The 6244-nt window shown below is 72.8% G+C and carries 3 protein-coding genes and 6 pseudogenes; 6 read left to right on the forward strand and 3 right to left on the reverse strand.

Features of this window, described 5'->3' with window-relative positions; genetic code table 11:
- Positions 1–979 (reverse strand): annotated as a pseudogene (locus tag KSK32_RS32335) (magnesium transporter MgtE N-terminal domain-containing protein); the annotation flags it as partial.
- Between KSK32_RS32335 and KSK32_RS32340 the strand changes: the two are divergent.
- Both KSK32_RS32340 and KSK32_RS35060 read left to right on the forward strand, forming a co-directional pair.
- Positions 978–1838: pseudogene (locus KSK32_RS32340) on the forward strand (PhzF family phenazine biosynthesis protein). The pseudogenes KSK32_RS32335 and KSK32_RS32340 sit on opposite strands and share 2 nt — an antisense overlap.
- Positions 1839–1853: 15 nt before the next feature.
- Positions 1854–2385, forward strand: a pseudogene (locus KSK32_RS35060) (hypothetical protein).
- 23 nt (positions 2386–2408) lie between these two features.
- Here the strand turns inward: KSK32_RS35060 and KSK32_RS33825 are convergent.
- Positions 2409–2672 (reverse strand): annotated as a pseudogene (locus KSK32_RS33825) (HAD family hydrolase); the annotation flags it as partial.
- 98 nt (positions 2673–2770) lie between these two features.
- Here KSK32_RS33825 and KSK32_RS34310 point away from each other — a divergent pair.
- Both KSK32_RS34310 and KSK32_RS32350 read left to right on the forward strand, forming a co-directional pair.
- Positions 2771–3331, forward strand: a complete 561-nt coding sequence (locus KSK32_RS34310) for an HAD hydrolase-like protein (protein WP_308163827.1) — start codon at positions 2771–2773, stop codon at positions 3329–3331.
- 143 nt (positions 3332–3474) lie between these two features.
- Positions 3475–4401, forward strand: a pseudogene (locus tag KSK32_RS32350) (serine protein kinase RIO).
- A gap of 51 nt (positions 4402–4452) precedes the next feature.
- On the opposite strand, the pseudogene KSK32_RS34720 reads toward KSK32_RS32350, so the two are convergent.
- Positions 4453–4699, reverse strand: a pseudogene (locus KSK32_RS34720) (DUF2630 family protein).
- Positions 4700–5331: 632 nt separating this feature from the next.
- On the opposite strand from KSK32_RS34720, the gene KSK32_RS33835 reads away from it, so the two are divergent.
- Positions 5332–5892 (forward strand): cytochrome P450, encoded by a 561-nt coding sequence (locus KSK32_RS33835; RefSeq protein ID WP_254188922.1) that lies wholly within the window; start codon positions 5332–5334, stop codon positions 5890–5892.
- A gap of 58 nt (positions 5893–5950) precedes the next feature.
- A partial coding sequence (locus tag KSK32_RS33840; RefSeq protein WP_308163828.1) for a cytochrome P450 occupies positions 5951–6244 on the forward strand: 294 nt, incomplete at its 3' end.

Raw genomic sequence — 6244 nt, forward strand, 5'->3', positions numbered from 1 at the left:
ACGAAGACCTGGGCGGCCACGCGGGCGAGAGCTGCGGCTCCCGGATCCGGGCCAGCGCCTCGGCCACCGTGGCATCAGGCGGCAGGATCACCGGCTCCGAGAGTCATCACGCTGCCGGCGGTGCCGGAGGCGTAGCGCAGCAACTGGCGTACCGGGTCGGCCTCGTCCGGCTCCATCAGGTCCAGCAGCACGTCCTGCTCCGGCGGGGGCAGCTCGTTGAGCAGGTCAGCCGCGTCGTCCGGCTCCATCTCCTCCAACACGTCGGCGGCGCGTTCCCGGTCCAGCGCGGCCAGGATCTCCACCTGGTCGTGCTCGGGCAGCTCGCTGAGCACGTCGGCCAGGCGTTCGTCATCGAGCGCGGCGGCCACCTCGTTACGCCGGGCGTCGGCAGATCCTGGAGGGCGTTCGCGAGGTCGGCCGGGCGCATGTCCTCCAGGACGGCGAGCAGGTTCGCCGTACCCCGGTTGTCGACCCGACGCGCCCAGCCCGCGGACCCGGTCCCAGTCGACCTGGTGGAGGTGGCCGCGACGGGTGAGCCGGCCGGTGTGCTCGCGCACTGCGACGCGGTCAGCGCCACTCGCCGCCGCGGCTGCACTCCATCGCCACGTCCACCACCGAGCCGGCCTGCCCGCTGTCGAGCTGGACCCGGCGGTCCAGCAACTCCTGGAGCACCAGCAACTCGTTCGGGCGCTTCTCGAACCGACGCAGGTGAGCGTGCCGCTGCCGAGCACCACCGCGTCGGGGTCGATGGAAGGTGATCCGGTTGATGGACAGGAAGATGCGCCGTCGCATCGGCATCTCGGCGACCAGGCCGACCACCTCCGGCGGTCGCTGGGTCGCGCGCATCCGGGCCACCGCGTCCCGGACGCGGCCGACCTGGTCGCCGTTCGGTCGAGACGGCGACTCCGGCGAGTCGAGCGAGGTAGACCGGTTCGGCGTGCTCACGGCCACAGCCTAAGGGCCTACTCTCTAACAACATGTCGACCTTGGGCTACGAGATCGTGGACGTCTTCACCGACCGCCCGTTCGCCGGCAACCCGCTGGCCGTGGTGTTTCGGCGCGGAAGGGCTGGCCACCGAGCAGATGCAGGCGCTCGCGCTGGAGTTCAACCTGTCCGAGACGGTCTTCGTGCTGCCGCCGACGCAGGTGGGCGCCACCTACCGGGCCGGATCTTTCACCCGGCCGACGAGCTGCCCTTCGCCGGGCACCCGAGCGTCGGCGCCGCGGTGACGGCGAGCCGCGCGGCGTCTTCGACGCGGGCCGGGTCACCCAGGAGTGCGGCGCCGGCGTCCTGCCGATCGAGGTCACAGCCACCGGCGCGACGCTCACCGGCGGCACGCCCACGCTCGGCCCGGAACTCGACCCGGAGCCGCTGCTGGAGATGGTCGGCCTCACCGGCCCGATTACGTCGGCCCGCCACCACGCGTCGCCGGGTGCGGCCTCGAATTCCCCTACCTTCCGGTACCCCGGACGCGGTGGCCCGGGCACGGTTGAACACGACTGCGGCGCAGCGGTACGGAGTGGAGCACGTCAGCCTCTTCTCCTGGGAGCCCGTTCGCAAACCGCGCACGCCCGGGTCTTCGTTCCGGGGCTCGCGTGCCGGAGGACCCGGCGACCGGTTCGGCCGCTCTGGGACTGGGCGTGTGGCTGGTCGCCAGCGGCCTGCTGCCCGGCGACGGGCGCTCCACGTACACGGTCCGGCAGGGCATCGAGATCAACCGCCCGTCGACGCGACTGCACGGTGACCGCGTCCGGTGGACTGGCGGTGGGCGCGACCGTGTCGCCAGGTCATGCCGGTGGCCCGAGGCGAGATCACCGTCCCCCCGTTCATCGGCTGACCGCTGCGGGGTGGGATGGGAGAGGATGGCGGGGTGAGTGACGAGGTGGACGAGGGGTGACGCCGCCGCTGGTGGACGAGGCGGTGAAGAAGGCCGCGGTGTGCTGGGTGAGCACCGGTGGCGGTCCGGCGTACGCGCTGTGGTGCCTGCCGCTTGAGGGCACCCTTCTCGTGGTCACCGGCCCCGGTGAGCAGACCGCACCCGGCTGGCGACAGCGACACGGCCGACGTGACCCTGCGCGGCGACCACGGCGGGCGGATCGTCACCTGCCGGCGCGGGTGACCCGGCTGCGACCGGGCACCGACGAGTGGACACCGCCGCGCCGTTGGTCGCGGCGAAGCGGCTCCACGCTCAACGCTCCGCTCCGCCGCCGAGCTGGTGGAGCGGTGGGCGACGCAGGGGTGCGCGCTCAACCGGCTCGCGCCCGACGGCACCGCTGTCACCGGCGCGACCTGCCGGACGGCTCGCTGAGCGAGCAGCCCCGGCGGCCCCTGTGGTGCGGGACGTCCGCAAGCCGTTCCGCCTGCACCGCGTCCGCCGCCGCTGACGCGAACCCGTCGACGAGCCGGATCAGGCGACGGGGACCGGGTCGAGCAGGTCGAGCACGCCGGTCAGCGAGGTCAGCGACGGCCCGTCGAAGTCATGGTCGGCGTTGAGGACCAGGTGGTCGGCGAGATCCGGCGCGGCGAGCCGGACCGCGCTCAGCCCCGCCCGTTCCGCGCCGGTGAGTTCCTGGCTGTCGCCGTCGCCGACGTAGAGGCAGTCGGCGGGGGCCTGACCGAGCCGGTAACACGCGGCCAGGTAGAGCGCCGGGTCCGGTTTGCAGCGCCCGAGGCTCCCTGCTGGACCGCGACGGGCCGTTCCGCGCCTGGGGAGAACGCTTCCTGGACGGCATCGGCGCGCCCCCGGCCGACCTCGACTGGTTGGTGTCCGTGGACGCTGACGGGCTGACCAACAGGTGGGACCTGGCGGACGCGATCCGCGACCGGTACGCGCTGCGCATCCCCTCGATCGACCTGGGTCGACGAGCTGCACGACGGCGTGGTGGCCCACACGCGGCTGGACCCGCTGGTGGCATGCGCGCTGCGGATCGCGTGCCGACGCCGGCGGGTGCCGGTGGTGGTCACAACGGCGCGTCCCGTCAACAGGACGCCAAGATCCGCAAGACCGGCCTGGACCGGTACGTCGCCGACTGGGTGATCTCCGAGGAGGGGGCGTCAGCAAGCCCAACCGAGGATCTTCGCGCTCGCCGCCCAGCGGGCCCGGATGCCGCTGCGCGGCGCGTGGTGGTCGGTGACAGCCCGGAGGCGGACATCGGCGGCGCGACAGCTGTGGGCCTGCCCAGCGTCTGGCTGCACCGGGGACGCCGCTGGTCCGACCCGAGGTTCGCGCCCACCCGGATCGAGGACGGGCTGATCGCGGCCGTCGCGGCAGTGCTGGCCGCTGACCGCTGCCGGCGGCGCGCGGGGCGGCGGCGCGGAAAAATCCGTTGACTGCCCGGGGCGACGCACGAGCATGGTGCCGCGCGAGTGCGCAGCCGGGGTGTGCCCGGTCGAGGAGAGGAGGTCGGTCATGGCCGTTTTCGCAGGGTCGTCCCACTGCCTCCACCAGCCTCGATCGAAGGACAGATCCACCCGTGCGCGATCACGACCTCCCGGCGCCCGCAGCGCCGTGGCCGCGGCAAGAGCCGCTTCGACGACGACGAACCCGACTTCCTGAAGCGAGGGCGGCGCACCCCGCCGGCCCTCACCGACCCGGACGCCGAGCCCGAGGCGGAGGACCGGTGGTCCTCCTGGGATCAGGCCGTCCACGGCCCCGAGCCGCATCCGGAACTGGCTGGTCACCGAACTGGCCGCCCGGGACACCGAGCTCGGGTGTGCTCAAGACCGGCAAGGAGGCGGACGTCCACCTGGTCCGCCGCGCCGTGCCGGGCACCGACCGCGCCTGCCTGCTGGCGGTCAAGCGGTACCGCGACGCCCAGCACCGGCTCTTCCACCGGGACGCCGGTTACCTGGAGGGCCGCCGGGTACGCCGGTCCCGCGAGATGCGGGCGATGACGGCCGCACCGCGTTCGGCCGGCAGATGATCGCGGGCAGTGGGCGGCGGCCGAGTTCGCCGCGCTGTCCCAGCTCTGGGAGATCGGGGCCGCCTCCGGGCGGATCGCGGTGCCTACCCGGTGCAGCTGCTCGGCACCGAGCTGATGCTGGAGTTCGTCGGCGACGCCGAGGCGGGGGAGGCCGCACCGCGGCTCGCCCAGACCCGGCCGACGACGACGTGTTGCGCGACCTGTGGGACCAGCTCGTGGAGGCGTTGACGGTGCTCGCCCGGGCCGGGTACGCACACGGCGACCTGTCCCCGTACAACCTGCTGGTGCACGCGGCCGGCTGGTGATGATCGACCTGCCGCAGGTGGTCGACGTGGTGGCGAACCCGCAGGGGGCCGACTTCCTGGCCCGCGACGTGCGGGTGGTGGCCGCCTGGTTCACCGCCCGCGGAATGCCCGCGACGGTGACCGACCGGCGGCGCTGACCGAAGCGCTGCTGCGGGAGGCGGGCATCCGCTGACCGACGTGCGTCCCGGGCGGGAGACCGCCCGGGACGCCGGTCCGTTCCGGGTCACTGGAGGTAGCGCTCGACCTCCGGCACCGGGCGCTCGCCCTGGGCGTCCGGGTCGCCGGCGCCTGACGGGCCGCCCGGCGGCGCGCAGCAAATCCCAGCACTGGTCCAGGGACTCCTCCAGCGCGCGCAGCCGCTCCCGCGCCTCGTCGTCGGTGCCGGCCTCGTGCTGCTGCGCGTCGGCACGCAGGCGGTGCTCCTCGTCGACGAGTTCCGAGATCCGGCTGAGGATGGTCTTGTCGTCCATGCCCGAAGCTTGGCACAGCGGACGGGTCCGCGCCCGCGTTCTGCCGCCGTCCGCGCAGAGGTGAGCATTGCTCGCTCTCCGCAGCGGCCACTGTGTACGCGAGTGACGCACATCCCACGGGCTCCATTCTCGACAAAGAGATAGTTGTTACGTGAAATATCCTCCGACCTGCCTTTTGATCTGCCGCTCAGGATGGCATGCTCGCGGGCAACGTCACGGGTCGATACGGAGCCGCGCCCTGAGTCAACCGAGGGAGCGTTCAGGTGCCCGAAACCAACGGACACACCGAGGCCCGCCGCCGACCCGGACCGTGCCGCTGCGGAAGATCACTGCCCGCGGTGCTCCGCGACCCCGCCCGGGCCCTCATCGACATCGGTAACCGTACCGAAGGCGAACTGGTCCGGCTCAACCTCGGCTCGTTCCGGCCGTACCTGGTCACCCACCCCGCCACGTGCAGCACGTCCTGCGGGACCGGGCGGACAATACGAGCGGGCCGGTGACGGGCTGTTCTGGCGCCCGGTCAAGCGGCTGTTCGGCGAGGGGATCCTCGGCGAGGGGCAGATCTGGTCGGCCAGCCGGCGGATGCTCCAGCCGATGTCACCGCCAAGCGGGTCGAGGCGCTGGTCGACGGCATGGCCGACGCGATCCGCGACGCCGTCGGCGAACTGGACGAGCCGGCCCGCGCCGGGCAGCCGGTCGACATCGGCGTGGAGCAGGCGCGCATCGTCAGCCGGGCGATCATGAAGGTGCTCTTCGCCGACCGGATCTCGGTACCGGACGCGATGCGCGTGATCGAGGCGCAGGACCGGATCGCCACCGCCGTCATCCCCCGGATCATCGTGCCGTTCGCGCCGCTGTCCCTGCCGATGCCCGGCGACCGCACGTTCGCCCGCGCCGTCCGCATCGTCGACGACGTGCTGGTGCCGATCGTCCGCGAGACGCGGGAGTCCGCCGACCAGGGCGACGACGTCATCTCGACGCTCTGGCAGGCCCGCACCGACGACGGGCGGCAGCTCGACGAGCGGCAGGTCCGCAACGACACCGTGGCGATGTTCGCCGCCACCACGGAGACCACCATCAACGTGCTCACCTGGGCCTGGCCCCACCTGGACCAGCACCCCGAGGTGGCCGGGCGGCTCTACGCCGAGATCGACGAGGTGGTCGGCGGCGAGCCGTACGACGCGAGCACCTGAGCCGGCTCACGTACACCCGGATGGTGCTGGACGAACTGCTGCGGCTCTACCCGATCGGGTGGATCATCCCGCGCCGCGCGGTCGCCGGGACGTCATCGACGGCGTGCCGATCGAGCCCGGCGCGACGATGGCGGTCAGCCCGTTGATCACCCAGCGGATGCGGCAGTTCTGGGACCGCCCGGACGAGTTCGACCCGGAGCGGTTCCGCCCCGAGCGGGTCGGGCCCGGCACCGGTCGCCCACTTCCCGTTCGGCGGCGGCCCGCACCAGTGCCTTGGCATGTACTGTTCTACGGAGGCCCAGCTCATCTCGCCACCATGCTCAGCCGCTACCGGTTCCGGCTGCACCGCCCG

This window comes from Micromonospora sp. WMMB482, assembly GCF_019038635.1.
GTDB classification, from domain to species: Bacteria; Actinomycetota; Actinomycetes; order Mycobacteriales; family Micromonosporaceae; genus Micromonospora; species Micromonospora marina.